The organism is Dactylosporangium sp. NPDC050588, assembly GCF_040654975.1.
Classification (GTDB): Bacteria; Actinomycetota; Actinomycetes; order Mycobacteriales; family Micromonosporaceae; genus Dactylosporangium; species Dactylosporangium maewongense.
In genome coordinates this window covers 1-14,335 of the sequence record NZ_JBFAJA010000020.1, presented here as the reverse complement: position 1 = coordinate 14,335, position 14,335 = coordinate 1, and the positions used below count along the sequence as shown (strand labels likewise).

Annotated in this window: 14 protein-coding genes; 5 read left to right on the top strand and 9 right to left on the bottom strand. The window is 73.5% G+C overall.

Features of this window, described 5'->3' with window-relative positions; all coding sequences use genetic code 11:
- Window positions 1–479 precede the first annotated feature (479 nt).
- The 6 genes from AB0I21_RS15860 to AB0I21_RS15835 form a co-directional block, all read right to left on the bottom strand.
- A complete protein-coding gene (locus tag AB0I21_RS15860; protein WP_360561686.1) occupies window positions 480–1,208 on the bottom strand; it encodes a M23 family metallopeptidase in 729 nt (242 codons plus the stop codon).
- A gap of 68 nt (window positions 1,209–1,276) precedes the next feature.
- Window positions 1,277–1,522 (bottom strand): hypothetical protein, encoded by a 246-nt coding sequence (locus tag AB0I21_RS15855; RefSeq protein ID WP_344502596.1) that lies wholly within the window; start codon window positions 1,520–1,522, stop codon window positions 1,277–1,279.
- Between the two features lie 84 nt (window positions 1,523–1,606).
- Window positions 1,607–1,750: a hypothetical protein gene (locus AB0I21_RS15850; protein ID WP_344502597.1), complete on the bottom strand. Its 144-nt coding sequence runs from the start codon at window positions 1,748–1,750 to the stop codon at window positions 1,607–1,609.
- A 71-nt stretch (window positions 1,751–1,821) separates the two neighbouring features.
- On the bottom strand, window positions 1,822–2,430 hold the full coding sequence (locus AB0I21_RS15845) for a DUF305 domain-containing protein (RefSeq protein ID WP_344502598.1): 609 nt from the start codon (window positions 2,428–2,430) through the stop codon (window positions 1,822–1,824).
- A 5-nt stretch (window positions 2,431–2,435) separates the two neighbouring features.
- Window positions 2,436–3,230: a lytic polysaccharide monooxygenase gene (locus AB0I21_RS15840; RefSeq protein WP_360561684.1), complete on the bottom strand. Its 795-nt coding sequence runs from the start codon at window positions 3,228–3,230 to the stop codon at window positions 2,436–2,438.
- A gap of 87 nt (window positions 3,231–3,317) precedes the next feature.
- Complete coding sequence (locus AB0I21_RS15835) at window positions 3,318–4,592, bottom strand: NAD(P)/FAD-dependent oxidoreductase (protein WP_360561682.1); 1,275 nt, start codon at window positions 4,590–4,592, stop codon at window positions 3,318–3,320.
- Between the two features lie 76 nt (window positions 4,593–4,668).
- Between AB0I21_RS15835 and AB0I21_RS15830 the strand changes: the two genes are divergently transcribed.
- Both AB0I21_RS15830 and AB0I21_RS15825 read left to right on the top strand, forming a co-directional pair.
- Window positions 4,669–5,862, top strand: a complete 1,194-nt coding sequence (locus tag AB0I21_RS15830; protein ID WP_360561681.1) for an MFS transporter — start codon at window positions 4,669–4,671, stop codon at window positions 5,860–5,862.
- Window positions 5,863–6,027: 165 nt separating this feature from the next.
- Window positions 6,028–7,596 carry an SDR family NAD(P)-dependent oxidoreductase gene (locus AB0I21_RS15825; RefSeq protein WP_360561679.1) on the top strand — a complete coding sequence of 523 codons (1,569 nt, stop codon included), beginning with the start codon at window positions 6,028–6,030 and terminating at the stop codon, window positions 7,594–7,596.
- A 39-nt stretch (window positions 7,597–7,635) separates the two neighbouring features.
- Here the strand turns inward: AB0I21_RS15825 and AB0I21_RS15820 are convergent, their stop codons facing one another.
- A complete protein-coding gene (locus tag AB0I21_RS15820) occupies window positions 7,636–8,337 on the bottom strand; it encodes an FHA domain-containing protein (protein WP_360561678.1) in 702 nt (233 codons plus the stop codon).
- Between the two features lie 67 nt (window positions 8,338–8,404).
- Entirely contained in the window at window positions 8,405–9,193 is a 789-nt protein-coding gene (locus AB0I21_RS15815) for a sporulation protein (RefSeq protein ID WP_360561676.1), read from the bottom strand.
- A gap of 37 nt (window positions 9,194–9,230) precedes the next feature.
- On the opposite strand from AB0I21_RS15815, the gene AB0I21_RS15810 reads away from it, so the two are divergent.
- The gene (locus AB0I21_RS15810) at window positions 9,231–9,626 is read left to right on the top strand and encodes a MerR family transcriptional regulator (protein ID WP_344502605.1); all 396 of its coding nucleotides are present in this window, start codon (window positions 9,231–9,233) and stop codon (window positions 9,624–9,626) included.
- A 6-nt stretch (window positions 9,627–9,632) separates the two neighbouring features.
- On the opposite strand, the gene AB0I21_RS15805 is transcribed toward AB0I21_RS15810, so the two are convergent.
- Window positions 9,633–10,277: an NAD(P)H-dependent oxidoreductase gene (locus AB0I21_RS15805; RefSeq protein WP_354893203.1), complete on the bottom strand. Its 645-nt coding sequence runs from the start codon at window positions 10,275–10,277 to the stop codon at window positions 9,633–9,635.
- Between the two features lie 96 nt (window positions 10,278–10,373).
- Here AB0I21_RS15805 and AB0I21_RS15800 point away from each other — a divergent pair, with 96 nt between their 5' ends.
- Complete coding sequence (locus tag AB0I21_RS15800) at window positions 10,374–11,015, top strand: MarR family winged helix-turn-helix transcriptional regulator (protein WP_360561674.1); 642 nt, start codon at window positions 10,374–10,376, stop codon at window positions 11,013–11,015.
- 92 nt (window positions 11,016–11,107) lie between these two features.
- Window positions 11,108–12,643 (top strand): protein kinase, encoded by a 1,536-nt coding sequence (locus AB0I21_RS15795; RefSeq protein ID WP_360561672.1) that lies wholly within the window; start codon window positions 11,108–11,110, stop codon window positions 12,641–12,643.
- The last annotated feature ends 1,692 nt before the right edge of the window (window positions 12,644–14,335 follow it).

Below are 14,335 nucleotides of genomic sequence, written 5' to 3'. Positions count from 1 at the left end.
GGCCCGCCGCCGTGCCGCCTGGCCCCACGCCGCGCGCCCCCGCACCGCCTGGTCGCTCAGGCCGCGCTGCACGCCCGTACACCCACACCGAGCGTTCGACGGCGCAGCCTTGCTGGCGCAGCCTTGCTGGCGCAGCCTCCCACGCCAGCACCCACGCCGCACGCCCACCCACGCCACACGCTCGCCCGCGCCGCGCGCCCGGCCCGCCGCCGTGCCGCCCGCCCGCGCCGCACGCCCGGCCCGCCGCCGTGCCGCCCGCCCGCGCCGCACGCCCGGCCCGTCGCCGTGCCGCCCGCGCCGCACGCCCGGCCCGCCGCCGTGCCGCCTGGCTGCTCGCCGCGCGCCCCCGCATCGCGCGCCCCTGGGCTGTCTGGCCGGTCGGATGATCTCCGCCGCCCCCGCGTCTCCCACTGGGCAGTGACGCAGGCAGGCGATTGGTGCGGTCAGGGGGCGCGGGTGGGGAGGGTGGCGGGTCGGGGCTACGGGTTGACCAGGGGTTTGGTTGGGCAGCCGTGCTGTTGCTGCCACTTCTCGACGTCGGCTACCGGGGACTTCTCGGTGCCGGCTTTCCAGGCGTCGAGGTAGGACCAGGGCCAGATCGCGCCGCGGCGGGTCCACCAGTCGGTGGTCTTCTGGCAGGCCGGGGAGATGCCGAAGTGGATGTGGCAGGCGCTGGCGTCGCCGGTGCGGCCGACCTTGGCCACCGGCTGGCCGGCCTTGACCGGGGTGCCGGCCTCGATGCCCTGGTCGATCGTGGAGAAGTGGGACATGTAGTAGCGGATGCCGTCGCCGCCGAGGATGTTGACGGAGAGGCCGCCGCGGGTGGCGCCGTCGTTGACCTTCGCCTGGTAGGTGTCGGTGCGGGTGACCTCCAGGATTGTGCCGTCGACCGGGGAGACGGCGGTGAGGCCGCAGGCGGCCATGATGTCGCTGGCCGGGTAGTCGTGGTGGGTCCGCGCGTAGGAGGCCTTGCCCTGCACCGGGAACGCGTGCTTGACCGGCTGCCCGGCCGCGGCGCCCGCGGTGGAGCCGGCGCTCGGCGCTGCTGCCTGCGAGGACGACGGACCGGATCCCACCTGGCGGCCGGGTGACTCCGACGCGGCCGGGGTCGGCGGGGCGGTCGAGGAGGCGGGGTCGCCGCCGCAACCGGCGGCGCCGAGCGCCACCAGCGCGACGACACCGGCGAGCCTGGTGCGCAGCGCGAACATCGTCAGCCACCCTACGCCCCCTCGACAACCACCCGCGTCACGCCGCCCGGCCGTGGCGCTTCGAGCGTTCAGACGGGCGCGGGAAGGATGGCGAGGAGCTGGGTGGGAGGTTCCAGGGCGTCGACGAGGGTGTCGCCCTCGAGCCAGAGGCCGCCGGCGCGGCAGACGAGCGCCGCGGCGGCCTCGACGGGACAGGGCAGGAGGGCGCCGCAGGCGCCGCAGCGGGCCGGGTCGTCCGGGTCGCGTTCGAGGTGGCGCGTCTGGAGTTCCGCGGCGGTGGTGACAAGGACGCTGTCAGGGTCGAGGTGCAACATGTCGATGATCGTGCCGCCGGTACCGACGACGACAGCGCCACAAAACGGGTGAAAAGCCTGCGGAGGGCGGGTCACCCGGGCAGATCAACGGGAGGGCTGGCCGGTCCCGTCGCACTGGCTCGCGGCGCCGGTGACGCCGTCGGGCTGGTGGGCCGGGGTCGGGGAGCCGGCGTTGACGTGGACGCGCGCGCCGCAGACGGGGCAGCGGCTCATGGCCTCGGAAGACATCTCGCTCACCTCACGCAGACAGGAAGGCCGGACGAGGAAGTGATTCCCCCCGTCCGGCCTCTTGGAACATGTCAGCCGCTGACGAGCGCCAGCATCTGGCTGATCTGCTGCGTGCGGGACAGCTCGATGCGCTCCGCGAACTGCTTGACGGTGCTGTTCTGGCCGTTCGCCTTCAGCTGCTGCGCCATCTCGACCGCGTTGTGCTGGTGGGCGATCAGCAGGTTGAGGAACTTGGTCTCGAAGTCGGCGCCGGACGCGTCCCGCAGGGCCTTGATCTCCGCCTCGCCGGTGGCGGGCTGGCCGCCGTGCGCGGCGTGGCTGCTGTGGTCGTCACTGCCGGTGGCCTGCTCGTTCCAGCCGGTGAGCCAGCCCTTCATGCGGTCGACCTCCTCGGCCTCGACGACGTCGATGGCGCCGGCGAGGTTGACGACGTCCTCGCGGACGCCCTTGGCCTTGCCGAGCTTCAGCATCTCCAGGCCCTGCCGCTGGTGGCCGATCATCATCTGCAGGAACAGCACGTCGTAGGCGTTGTGCGGGCCTTCGGCGACGGCGGCGACGCCCTGCGGCGCGGCCGCGGCACCCCGCTGCGGACCGCCCGCGGGCTGGTCGACGTCCTTGCAGCCGGTGAGCAGGAGCGCGGCGCCGACCAGCAGCGCGACGGCGGTGCGGAAACGCGTCACGGCGGTCACACCGGCAGCCAGAGCGCGAGCGTGTAGATCGGCTCCCAGCTGTAGATCGCGGTGTGGGCCTGGCGACACTGGTACTTGCGGCCGTCGTACGTGACGACGTCACCGACGTGGTAGGTGACGCCGGCGGCCCAGGCGGCCCCGCCGGGGGCGGGCGTGGTGGTGGGCGGCTTCGAAGCGGTCGGCTTCGGCGAAGCGGTAGTGGTACCAGTGGCCGTGGGCTTGGGCGAAGCGGTGGAAGTGGGCTTGGGACTCGCCGTGGGGGTGGAACCGCCGCCGGAGCCGATCTGCAGGTCGACGCAGTTGTAGAACGCGTTCACCGTGTCGGCGATGTTCCACACCGCCAGGACCGTCTGCCGGCCCGAATACCCCGCGAGGCTCACCTGGTGCGACACGGTCGCGTTCGGCTGCTTGCCGCCGTCGTTGAACTGCGCGATGCGGGTGTTGCCGATGAAGTAGTCCCACGTGCTGGTGGAGTGCCGGGCGGTCAGGACCCAGTTGAAGGTGACCGAGGTGCCGACCTGCGTGGCGGGCCAGTTGCGGCTGTTGTCGTTGAGCACCGCGAACTCGGGCTTGCCGGCGTTGCAGTTCTTCTGCCCCTTCGGGCCTTCGACGCTCTGCGGCTCGTACTGGATGGGACCGCAGTCGGCGACCTTCTTCTGCGCGCACAGCGCCTGCCGGCTCGGCGGTGAGGATACGTATCCGTGCGCCGAAGCGGGCGAGCCGAACCACAGAGTGCCGGCCGTCGCACCCAGTGCGACCAGCGGATACAGCACGGATCTACGCATCGCCAATTTTCCTTCCACACCTTTGTCGAGCAGGTGCGGAAAAACGTATCGGAGGTGCGCTTAACGAGCCCTTCTGCGATTTGCAAATCCCGCCTAACGCGTATTTATGGCGTCGTTAAGCGAGACGGGGGAGGCGAGGCCGAGGCCGACGGCGGGCGGGTGCGAGGCGACGAGCCAGTCGGCGGCGACCCGCGCGCGGTTCGCCGGCAGCGACAGCAGATGGTAGGCGCGGGTGACGGCTTTGGCGGGCAGGCCGGACAGCGGGACCCGCAGCGGGTTCGCCGCGGCGTCCGGGCCGCCGAGGTCGACCAGGAAGCCGAGGTCGTGGTGCTTGTACCGGCGCCGCTTCCCGATCCCGAAGGACGCGACCACGTTGCGCGCGGCGAGCGCGCCCTGGCGGACGGCGTGCTGCGCGGTCATCGGGGTCAGCCGTCCGGGGCGGGTCAGGTCGGGCACGGCGGCGGCGTCCCCGCAGGCGAACACGTCCGGGAACCCGGGCACCGTCAGGTACTCGTCGACGACGAGCCGCCCCTGCTCGGTGCGCAGCCCGAGGTCCTCGACGAGCGGGTCGGGCCGCACCCCCACGCACCAGATGAGGGTGCGGGTCGGCACGACCCGCCCGTCGGTGAGCCGGACCCGGTCCGACTCGGCGGCGGCGACGGACGCGCCGGTCAGCACCTCGACGCCGCGGGCGCGCAGCACCCGGTCCGCGGTGCGGGAGAGGCGCGGCGACAGCTCCGGCAGCACGCGCGGCGCGGTGTCCAGCAGCAGCCAGCGCACCGGCACCCCGGCCAGGGACGGCTGATGGCTGACGATGTCGGCGACGGCGAGCCGGCAGTGCGCGGCGACCTCGGTGCCGGTGTAGCCGGCGCCGACCACGACGAACGTCAGCCTGGCCGCGCACTCCGCCGGGTCGTCGGCGGACGCGGCGAGCTCGACCTGCCGGATCAGGTGGTCGCGCAGGTACAGCGCCTCCGGGATGCCGCGGAAGCCGTGCGCGTGCTCGGCGACACCGGGGATCGGCAGGAGCTTGTTGACGCTCCCGACCGTGATGACCAGCCGGTCGTACGTGAGCTGCCGGGTCCGCGCGGCGCCGTCCTCGAAGCGGACCGTGCGCCGGTGCGGGTCGACGTGCGTGGCGCTGCCGAGCACGAACCGCACCCCCGGCAGGGCGGCGGGCAGCGACACCGCCACCCGGCGGGGCTCCAGGACACCGGCCGCCACCTCCGGCAGCAGCGGCAGGTACAGGAAGTAGTCCGTCGGGTTGAGCAGCGTGATCCGCGCCCGCCCGCGGGTCAGCCGGGCCAGCCGCCGGGCCGCGTGGAACCCCGCGAACCCGCCGCCGACCACCACGATGTGGGGTGCCATGCAAGCCTCCGTCGTGAGCGTCACACCGCGATACCCAGCTCGACTCGGGTCACGCCGGGCGCGCATGATCGCTGGCATGCTCACTGTCGTGCTGCGGACCGCTCAGGTCGCCAGGGTCCTCGCCGCGAGCTTGCTGGGCCGGCTCCCGCTCGGTGCCGCACCCGTCGCGCTGCTGCTGTTCGCCCGCGAGACGCTGTCGATCGGCGCGGCCGGCGCGCTCGTCGGCGTCTACACGGCGGGGGTCGCGGTCGGCGGGCCGGTCCTCGCCCGCGTCGCCGACCGGTTCAGGCAGCCGCCGGTGATGCTGGCCGGCGCGGCCGTGTCGACCGCCGGGTTCGTGTTCCTCGCGTCGGGCGTGCCGCTGTGGGCGGCGCTGCTCGCGGCGCTCCTGGCGGGGCTGGGCGCGCCGCCGTTCGAGGCGGGCCTGCGGGTGCTGTGGCGGTCGCTGCTGCCGGAGGAGCAGGTGCCCACCGCGTACACCCTGGACATCGCGGTGCAGGAGCTCATCTTCATCTTCGGTCCGCTGGTCGCCGGCGCGTCCGTCGCGGCCGGCGGTCCCGTCACGGGCCTGTATGTGACCGCGGGGCTGCAGCTGGCCGGGACCGTGTGGTTCGTCACGACGCCCGTGGTGCGCGGGTGGCGCGGTGAGCACGCGGAGCGGCACTGGGCCGGGGCGCTGCGCTCGGGCCGGCTGAGGCTGCTGCTCGTCGCGGTGGTCCTCGTCGGTACGGGTGTCGGCAGCCTCCCCGTCGCGGTGATCGACTACGCGGAGTCGGTCGGCGGCCGTGGCTGGTCGAGCTGGATCCTGGCGGCGCAGGCGACGGGTGCGCTCATCGGCGGGCTCGTCAACACCCGGATGAAGGTCGACGGGCGGCGGCTGCCGCTGCTCGCCCTGTGTCTCGGCCTCGGGTACGCGCCGCTGCTGTTCGCCCCGTCCCAGCCGGTCCTGCTGCTGCTCCTCGCGGTCCTCTCGGGGCTGTTCCTGCCGCCGTTCCTGGCCGCGACGTTCGTCACCGTCGACCGGATCGCGCCGGCGGGCACGGCGGCGGAGGCGTTCGCGTGGGTGGCGACGGCGTTCTCGGTCGGCGCCGCGGCGGGCGCCGCCGTGGACGGCGCGATCCTGGACGCGACGACCGGACCGCGGATCGGGTTCCTCCTGTCGCCGCTGGTCATCGCGCTCGCCGCGCCGCTGCTGGTGCCCCTGGCCAGAAACCTCCGCGCGGGCGGCGACCCGGCACCCGCCGAACACGTTCGGGCGGAGACCCCCTGATTTGTCCGAAATAACCGGAAAATCGGGTTTATTGACTAGTGTCGAAAGCAGCGCGACGGCCACCGGTTGACATCAACGGGGGACGGGGGACGTCGCGGCAGCGGCGGGTCCGGGGCGGCAATGGCGCCACCCGGACCCGTTCGACGTTTCGCGTACAGTTCCGGGGTGACCCCGCACGACCCCACTCTCGTCTCCGCCCCTGCTCCGAGGGCCGGCCACTCCCCCGCCGACGCTCCGGAGGACGCCATGCCCCGCCGCACCGCCGACGCCCCCGTGGGCGTCCCGGTCGACAGCGAGGGCGTGCCGTTCGGGCCCGGGATCGACCCCGACCGGCTCGCGATCTGCCTCGCCGTCTTCGAGGAGCTCGACGAGCTCCCACCGGACCACCCAGACGTGGTGCGGGTGCGCAGGGCGACGTCACACCTGTACAAGAGCGTCAAACGCCAGCGGCGCAGCGACCGCCGCGCGGCCATCACCGAGAACGACCGCATCGTGACGTCCGCCACCGCGACCGGTGCGCCCGGCCGCATCGACGACGAGACGCAGGGCATCGCCCTGGTCTCACCGACCATCGGCGCGACCGCGGGCCGGCTGCTGCGGCCGAGGTCCTGCTACACCTGCAAGAACCGGTATGTCGACGTCGACGCGTTCTACCACCAGCTCTGCCCGGACTGCGCGCGCCTCAACCGGCAGCGCCGCGACGCCCGCACCGACCTCACCGGCCGGCGGGCGCTGCTGACCGGCGGCCGGGCGAAGATCGGCATGTACATCGCGCTGCGCCTGCTGCGCGACGGCGCCCACACGACGATCACGACCCGGTTCCCGAACGACGCGGTGCGCCGCTTCGCGGCGATGCCCGACAGCGCCGACTGGCTGCACCGGCTGCGGATCATCGGCATCGACCTGCGCGACCCGGCCCAGGTCGTCGCGCTCGCCGACGACGTCGCCGCGCAGGGCCCGCTGGACATCCTCATCAACAACGCCGCGCAGACCGTGAAGCGGGCGCCCGGGTCCTACTCCCATCTCGTCGCGGCGGAGTCCACGCCGGTCGAGCTGGACGGCCCGATGCCGGAGCTGCTGACGTTCCACAAGGCCGACCCGCACGCGGAGCTGACCCTGGAGGCCGGCGCGTCGCCGCTCATCCCGCCGGACGCGCTCACGGCCCTGGCCCTGACGAGCCGCAACACCACCGCGGAGAAGGTCGCCGCACTGACCGCGATCGACGCCGGCGGGCTCGTGCCGGACCTCGCCTCGATCAACAGCTGGACCCAGCGGGTGCACGAGGTCGACCCCCTCGAGCTGCTCGAGGTGCAGCTGTGCAACGTGACGGCGCCGTTCATCCTCGTCAGCCGGCTGCGCCCAATCATGGCCGCGGCGCCGGCCCGCCGCAAGTACGTGGTGAACGTGTCCGCCATGGAGGGCCAGTTCAGCCGTCGTTACAAGGGCCCCGGCCACCCGCACACCAACATGGCGAAGGCCGCGCTCAACATGCTGACCCGCACCAGCGCGGAGGAGATGCTGACCGAGGGCATCCTGATGACCGCGGTGGACACCGGCTGGATCACCGACGAGCGCCCGCACCCGACGAAGATGCGCCTGCACGAGGAGGGCTTCCACGCCCCGCTCGACCTCACCGACGGCGCCGCGCGCGTGTACGACCCGATCGTGCGCGGCGAGCAGGGCGAGGACCTCTACGGCTGCTTCCTGAAGGACTACAACCCGTCCGCCTGGTGAGGCGGGCGGGTCGCGGCGGGGTCGCGGGCCGAGTCTGGGTCAGCGCAGCTGGTAGGACAGCGTGAACTTGCCGACCTGGACCTCGTCGCCGTCCTTCAGCGTGGCGCTCTTGACGCGCTCGCCGTTGACATACGTGCCGTTGAGGCTGCCCAGGTCGAGCGTCGAATAGCCGAAGCCGCTCGGGTTGCGGTGAAACTCGACGTGCTTGCGGGAGACCGTGTTGTCGTCCAGGACGATCTGGTTGGCGGCGTCGCGGCCGCAGCGGACGATCTCGCCGTCGAGGGCGAACTCGGCGCCCGCCTCGGCGCCCTTGCGGATCAGCAGGGTCGCGCGGCCCGAGGGCAGCTTCTCCATGTGGGCGGTCAGGTCGAGCGGCTGCGTGGCGCCCTCGGGGGCGTCGACGGACGCCTGGGCGAGCAGCTCCTCGCTGGCCACGATCGGCACCCGCCAGTGGCGGGCCAGGCCGATCGCCTCCAGGGGCGCGGCCGGCACGCGGATGCCGTCGCCGAGCACCAGCTGGAACGGGCCCGTGGCCGCGACGACCTCGATCGCCCGCAGCGGGGCGCGCAACGCGGTCAGCGCCCGCTGGAACAGCTCGGCGCTGACCGGCTCGACCATGTCCCGCGGGCCGCCCTCGACCGCGAACTGCAGGTGGCGGCCGGTCTGCTCGTCCTTGAGCAGCACCATCGGACGGCTCTGCCAGGTCTGCGCCCGCACACCAACGACGACGAGCTCACGCATCCCCGGGCCTCCCGTGTCCGACGGTCAGTTTGACGTGCCGCTAACGGTACCGGTCGGTGGCTTGCTTTCAGAAATGCCAACCCCGCCGCTGCGTCGCCTGCTGGATCCAGTTGTTGACCTCGGCGGGCCAGTTGACCGCCCCGGCCTGCGCGTGCCCGACCTGGAACCGGCTGATCGAGTCGGTGCCCTCCGTGAAGATCCCGCCGCGCTTGTCGAACTCGATGATGACCTGCGTGCCGTGCGGGTCGGTCACGAACGTGACCTCGACCTCGTTGATGCGGCTCGCGTACTGCTGCGCGGCGTAGAACTCGATCTCCTGGTAGAACGGCAGCGTCTGGTGCACCCCGTGGATGTGCCCGCGCTCCAGGTCCGCGGCCTTGAACCGGAAACCGAGCTGCCCGAACGCGTCCAGGATGGCGCCCTGCACCGGCAGCGGGTGCACGTTGATCGCGTCGAGGTCACCCTTGTCGATGGCCCTGGCGACCTCGAGCTCGGTGCGCACGCCCATGGTCATGCCGTGCAGGCGCTGCCCGTACATGTGCGTGATCGGCGTCTCCCAGGGGATCGGCAGCTGGAACGGCACCGCGTGCTGCTGCCCCGGGCCGAGCCGGAACCCACCGGTGAGCTGCTGGCGCTGGAACTCGACCGTCGCGTCGTACTCGCTGTCGGCGCCCTCGACCTCGACGCGCGTCTGCAGCGCGACGACGATCCGCTCGACCTCGACCTCGTGGTCTCCACCGGCGAACCGGACCTGACCTTGCACGTACCCACCGGGCTGCACGTCCGGACTGTCCAGGACGGTGTCGACCGTCGGGCCACCGACACCGAGCGCGCGCTTCAGGCTCTTGAAGACCATTCGCGGAGACTAACACGCGACACTGTAGGGTTGGCTGATGTCCAGACTGCTGCGGATCGGGGAGCTCGCACACCAAGCCGGCGTGTCCACCCGCACGGTGGACTTCTACACCGGGCTCGGGCTGATCGCGCCGGCCGACCGGACCGCGGGCAACTTCCGGCTCTACGACCCGGACTGCGTCGACCGGATCGCCGCGATCAGGGCCCTGGAGGCCAACGGGGTCAGCCTCGCCGACATGGCGGGCGCTCTCGTGCCGGGCAAGGGCGACCTGCCCGGCCAGCTGTCGCAGCTGCAGGTCGACCTCGACACGCTCCGGGAGGCGGCCGCGCACTCCGGCCCGGCCGCCCACCAGCTGCTGCTCGCCCTCACCGCCCGGCTGCAGTCGCTGATCGCCACCGCCATCGAGGTCACGGGCAACCTGCCCCCGATGTAGCCGCCGTCAGGCTCTGATCAGCTCGGCCACCCGTACACCGTGCGCCGCCGCCTGCTCGTGCCCCTTCTTCAGCGACTCGGCGGCCAGGCCACGCAGCGGCGCCATCGCGGGGGTCACGTCGGCGAGGGTCAGCTCGGCCTCGGCGATGTGCAGGTCGAGGCCGAAGACCTCGCCGAGCAGGCGGCGCAGGTAGGGCGTGACGTGGTCCCAGCCCTCCTTGGGGGCGCCCGGCCCGTAACCGCCGCCGCGGCTCAGCGCGAGGACCGCGGGCTTGCCCAGCAGCGGCTGGTCACCGTGCACGCCGAGGCGCGGGTGCAGCACGAGCAGGTCGATCCATGCCTTGACCTGTGCCGGGAGGTTCCAGTTGTACAGCGGGACCGCGAAGACGAACGCGTCGGCGTCGAGCAGCTCCGTGGCGAGCCGGTCCACCAGGTCGCGGGCCTCGTCGGCGGGGGCCGGAGCGGACGGGTCGACGGCGGCGCGGGCCAGGGAGCTCCACGCGTCGGACGGCAGCGGGTGGGCGCCGAGGTCGCGCCGGGTCACGGTGGCGCCGGGATGCTCGGCCAGCCAGGCCCGCTCGGCGGTGTCCGCGAGGGCGCGGCTGACCGATCCGGTGGTGCGGATGCTGGCGTCGAGACGGAACAGATGCATGTTCGGGCTCCCCATCAATGCTTGCGCTTCTGTACAGATAGTCTGCACAGCAGAACATCTTCCCGCAAGAGTGAGTGAGCTGCTTATCATTGCTGCATGACGCAGGCGCCGGAGGTTCGCGACGAGCTCCAGTCGGACCTCGGCTGGGCGCTGGGCGTCATGCTGCGCGCCTACGCGAAGGGTGCCGGGCACGTGATCGCCGGCGTCCCGGGAGGCCCCCGCGGCTACCAGGTCCTCGCGGCCGCCGCCTCCGGCGCCGAGGGCACGCAGCTCGCCCTCGCCAACAAGCTCGGCATCGACCGGACCGTGATGACCTACCTGCTGGACGACTTGGAGCAGGCAGGCCTCATCGAGCGGCGGCCCGACCCCGCCGACCGGCGCGCCCGGCGGATCGTGGCCACCGACGCGGGCCGGGCCACGATGTGTGAGCTGCAGGGCAAGCTCGCGCACGTCGAGTCGCGGGTGCTCAGCGCGCTCGACGAGGCGGAGCGGGAGCTCTTCCGGGCGCTGCTGCGCAGGGCCGCGACCCGGGTGGACGAGCACGACCCGCTCGCCGACGCGTGCACGGTGGTCGACCAGTTCGCCGCGTCGCCCACCGCTTCGGCCGGCGCCTCATCCACTGCTTCCGCCGGCTCGTCTTTCACTGCTCCCGCCGGCTCGTCACCCGCTGCTTCGGTCGGCGCCTCACCCGGCGCGTCGTCCGGCGCCTCACGCCGGCGCCGGAAGGGTCAGATCTGACAACGTTCCGGTCTCATCAGGGCGTTTGACGTGGTGAGGTCGGCATAATTGGAGCTGACCATCCGGCGAGCAGTGAGGAACCCCCGGTCGCGATGATGCTGCAACGCCGGTATCGGCTCGAGCGGCTGATCGGTGCGGGCTCCACCAGCGAGGTCTGGGAGGGGCACGACGAGCTCCTGCGCCGTCAGGTCGCGGTCCGCCTGCTGCGCGCCGACCGCGCCGAGCTCGCCGCGGTGTTCCTCGCCGAGGGCCGCGCCGCCGCGCGCCTCACCCACGCCAACGTCGCCGCCGTCTACGACGTCGGGACCGTCGACCTGCCGTCGCGGGGCGACGTGCCGTATGTGGTCATGGAGTTCATCGACGGCGTCACGATCGCCGACCGGCTCCGCCAAGGCCCGCTCACCACGCTCGAGGCGGCCCAGACCGGCGCGGAGGTCGGCGCCGCCCTCGCCCACGCCCACGGCCAGTGGGTCACGCACGGAGCGCTCACCGCCGCGAAGATCGCCCTCACCGACGTCGGCGCGAAGGTCTTCGGCTTCACCGACCGCCGCGGCGACGACCCGCACGACGTGAGCATCGACGTGCACGCGCTGGGCGCCCTCCTCGCGTCCGCCCTCGACCCCACCGCGCCCGGCTCCCCGGCGTCCGGCTCCGGCTCTGACACCGCCGCGCTGGCGACGCTCATCGAGCGGTGCACGGCCCCTGACCCCGCGCTGCGCCCCAGCAGCGACGAGGCCGCGCTCGGCTTCGCCCGGATCGCCCGCACCAGGGTCGACCTGCCCGCCTGGTACACCATGTCCGCCGCCTCCACCACGTCCGCCGCCTCCACCGCCTCCACCGCCGCCGGTCCGCCGCTGTCTCCGGCCCGCCGGTCGGCTGGTCTGCCCTTCTCCGTCCTGCCGTTCTCGGTCCGGGGCCTGTCGGCGCTGCCCCGCGCGTTCCCCCCGGTCCGCCTGCGCCGCGACGCCTCCACCGTCCGGTCCGCCACGCCCCCGGCCGCGCACCGGCCCTGGGTGCGGCCCGCCACGCACCTCGGCGCCCGCTCGGCGGCGCACACCCGGATCGTGCTGTCGCGGCTGCCGTTCGGCGGGCAGTCCCGCTCCACCGCCCACCTCAACGACGTGACCCTCGTCGACCTGCGCTCGGCCCGCACCACACCGCCGCCACCCGCCACCGCGCCCGCCACCCGCGGCGGCCGGCGCTGGGCGATCCGGGCCCTCGTCGGCTCGGCGGTCGCCGCGGTCGTGTCGTTCGCCGCGGTCGCCGCCATCGGGCAGCCCCAGGCGGAGGGCACGCCTCCCTCGACCGGCCAGCTGCAGACCGCCACCGCCGGCGCGAGCCCCGTCCCCACCGCCACCACCCAGGCCCCCGCCCCACCGCCCCCGGCGACGACACCTCCGCAGACCCAGCCGACGACCCGCCCACCGACGACCCGGCCGACATCGGCCAAGCCCTCGACGTCTCCCCCGGCCAGCCCGTCCGCGTCCGCCTCCCCGTCGGCGTCGCCCTCCGCCTCCCCGTCGCCCTCGGAGTCCCCGTCGGCGTCGACCTCACCGTCGACCTCCACGTCCCCATCCCCCTCGGCATCCGACACCACCTCGCCGAGCCCTTCCCCGGCCACTCTGTAACCCGCCGCCCCCACCGGCTGCTCCGCGACCCGTCCCTGCGTGAACCGGGCGCCCGCCGCACCGTGCCCCCAACGCCCCAAACCGCCGCGCGACCCGCCACTGCGCGGACAGGCGCCTTCCACACCCCCTCACCGAACCCTTCGCCCGCCACACCGCGACCCGACACCCCCACACCGCCGCGCGACCCGCTGCTCCACGACCCACCGCCGCGCAAACAGGTGCCTCCAGACCATCTCGCCCGCCGCACCGCGACCCGGCGCCCCGCACCACGACCCGCTGCTCCACGACCCACCGCCGCGCAGACAGGTGCCTCCAGACCATCTCGCCAAGCCCTTCGCCAGCCACACCGCGACCCGACGCCCCACACCGCTGACCCGCAACCCGACTGCGTGGACCGGGCACCCTCCACACCGTGGCCCATCGCCCCGCACCGCACCACGACCCGCTGCTCCACAACCCACCGCCGCGCAAACAGGTGCCTCCACACCACCTCGCCAAGCCCTCCGCCCGCCACACCGCGACCCGCCCCACACCACTCCGCGAACCGCTGATCCACGACCCACAGCTGCGCAAACAGGTGCCTCCACACCACCTTGACCGCCGCGCCTGCGGGCCGGCTCCCACACCATTCCGCGACCGCCACCGCGCGGGCCGGACGCCCTTCACGCACCGCGCCGCGACCCACCGCCCCAAGACCAGGCGCGCCTTCCACCGCCGCCCCACGACCCGCCGCTCCGTGGACCAGGCGCCCCTCGCACACCGCTCCGCGACCCGGAGCCCCACGACCAGGCGCCTTCCACTCCGCCGCCCCACGACCCGGCACTGCGTAAATCGGGCGCCTTCCACACCACCTTGCCGAGCCCGCCGGACCCGCGGCCAGCACCTCGCGCACCGCCCCGCGACCCGCCGCCCCGTGGAGCAGGCGCACTCCACGACCGCGCCGCGACCCGCCACACCGTGACCCGACACCCCACACCGCCGCGCAACCCGCTGCTCCACGACCCACCGCCGCGCAGACAGGTGCCTCCACACCACCTCGCCAAACCCTCCGCCCACCACACCGCGACCCGACACCCCCCAGCACCGCTCCGCGAGCCGCTGCTCCACGAACCACCGTCGCGCAAACAGGTGCCTCCACACCACCTTGCCGAGCCTTCGCCCGCCGCGCCCGCGGGCTGGCTCCCACACCATTCCGCGACCGCCACCGCGCGGGCCGGACGCCCTTCACGCACCGCGCCGCGACCCGCCGCCCCAAGACCAGGCGCGCCTTCCACCGCCGCCCCACGACCCGCCGCTCCGTGGACCAGGCGCCCCTCGCACACCGCTCCGCGACCCGGAGCCCCACGACCAGGCGCCTTCCACCCGCCGCCCCACTACCCGCCACCGTGCGGACCGGGCGCCCTCCACACCACCTCGCCGAACCCGCCGCCCGCCGCGTCCGCGGCCAGTGGCTCCCGCACCGCTCCGCGACCCGCCGCCCTTGATCCGGGCGCGCCTTCCACCCCACCGCCCCACGACCCGGCACTGCGTGAATCGGGCGCCCTCCACACCACCTCACCGAGCCTTCGCCGCACCGCGACCCGGCACACACTGCTGCTGTCGCCGATTTTTGAAAATTGACCCCGTTTGGGTTCGGGAATTTTGACCCCTCCCGTGGTTGGTCAGTTGTGGTTGGTGCGGTCTTTGTTGAGG

Coding starts and splice junctions, on each gene's coding strand:
- AB0I21_RS15860 (WP_360561686.1), bottom strand. CDS start 1,208: ATGTTCGCGCTGCGCACCAGGCTCGCCGGTGTCGTCGCGCTGGTGGCG.
- AB0I21_RS15855 (WP_344502596.1), bottom strand. CDS start 1,522: ATGTTGCACCTCGACCCTGACAGCGTCCTTGTCACCACCGCCGCGGAA.
- AB0I21_RS15850 (WP_344502597.1), bottom strand. CDS start 1,750: ATGTCTTCCGAGGCCATGAGCCGCTGCCCCGTCTGCGGCGCGCGCGTC.
- AB0I21_RS15835 (WP_360561682.1), bottom strand. CDS start 4,592: ATGGCACCCCACATCGTGGTGGTCGGCGGCGGGTTCGCGGGGTTCCAC.
- AB0I21_RS15830 (WP_360561681.1), top strand. CDS start 4,669: ATGCTCACTGTCGTGCTGCGGACCGCTCAGGTCGCCAGGGTCCTCGCC.
- AB0I21_RS15820 (WP_360561678.1), bottom strand. CDS start 8,337: ATGCGTGAGCTCGTCGTCGTTGGTGTGCGGGCGCAGACCTGGCAGAGC.
- AB0I21_RS15815 (WP_360561676.1), bottom strand. CDS start 9,193: ATGGTCTTCAAGAGCCTGAAGCGCGCGCTCGGTGTCGGTGGCCCGACG.
- AB0I21_RS15810 (WP_344502605.1), top strand. CDS start 9,231: ATGTCCAGACTGCTGCGGATCGGGGAGCTCGCACACCAAGCCGGCGTG.
- AB0I21_RS15805 (WP_354893203.1), bottom strand. CDS start 10,277: ATGCATCTGTTCCGTCTCGACGCCAGCATCCGCACCACCGGATCGGTC.
- AB0I21_RS15800 (WP_360561674.1), top strand. CDS start 10,374: ATGACGCAGGCGCCGGAGGTTCGCGACGAGCTCCAGTCGGACCTCGGC.
- AB0I21_RS15795 (WP_360561672.1), top strand. CDS start 11,108: ATGATGCTGCAACGCCGGTATCGGCTCGAGCGGCTGATCGGTGCGGGC.